At 69.8% G+C, this 590-nt stretch carries 1 pseudogene; it reads right to left on the reverse strand.

From position 1 onward, the window contains the following. A pseudogene (locus MOV74_RS39915) lies at positions 1-590 on the reverse strand (hypothetical protein); the annotation flags it as partial.

Consider the following 590-nt stretch of genomic DNA (forward strand, 5'->3'; position numbering starts at 1 on the left):
CGCGGCCGATATCGAGCGCGAGTTTTGCCTCGTCCGGCCACTCGCCTTGCGGTCCCGCGAGCGCGCGCACGAAGCTTGCGGCGGCGTCGAGGTCGAGCCGGTCGGCCTTCAGCTCGGCGTCGATCCGCGAGCCCTTGCTCGCGCCTGTCTGCACGAAGGCGATGCGCCCTTCGACGGTACCGCCTTCGATGTCGGCCTTCAGCCTGTCGATGGCGAGATGGTTGGCGGCGATCGTCACGTCGCCGGCCAGACGCAGCGGCCGCGTGCTGCGGCGGTTGATCTCGCTGCGACCCTGGAGCCAGGCCATCAGCGTATCCGGGTCGGACGATTCGACGCTGAGACGGCCGCTGAAACTGTCGGCGCCGGGCGTCGCGCCATTGAGCGAGAGCTGCGTCATGCCGGGCGCGCGCAGCTCGAGCCGCTGGAAGGTCCAGGATCGTCCGTCGGTCTGAAGCTCGGCTGAGATGTTCTGCAGCGGACGGCCGCCGAGCATGATCTGGTCGGAGTTGAACTCGATCTGCGCCGGGATCGGCGCCTGCGGAATTGCGGCGAGCCCTGCGCGCAGCGCCGGCAGGATGCGGAGCGGCTCG

The sequence above is a fragment of the Bradyrhizobium sp. SHOUNA76 genome (assembly GCF_023006445.1).
Lineage (GTDB): Bacteria > Pseudomonadota > Alphaproteobacteria > Rhizobiales > Xanthobacteraceae > Bradyrhizobium.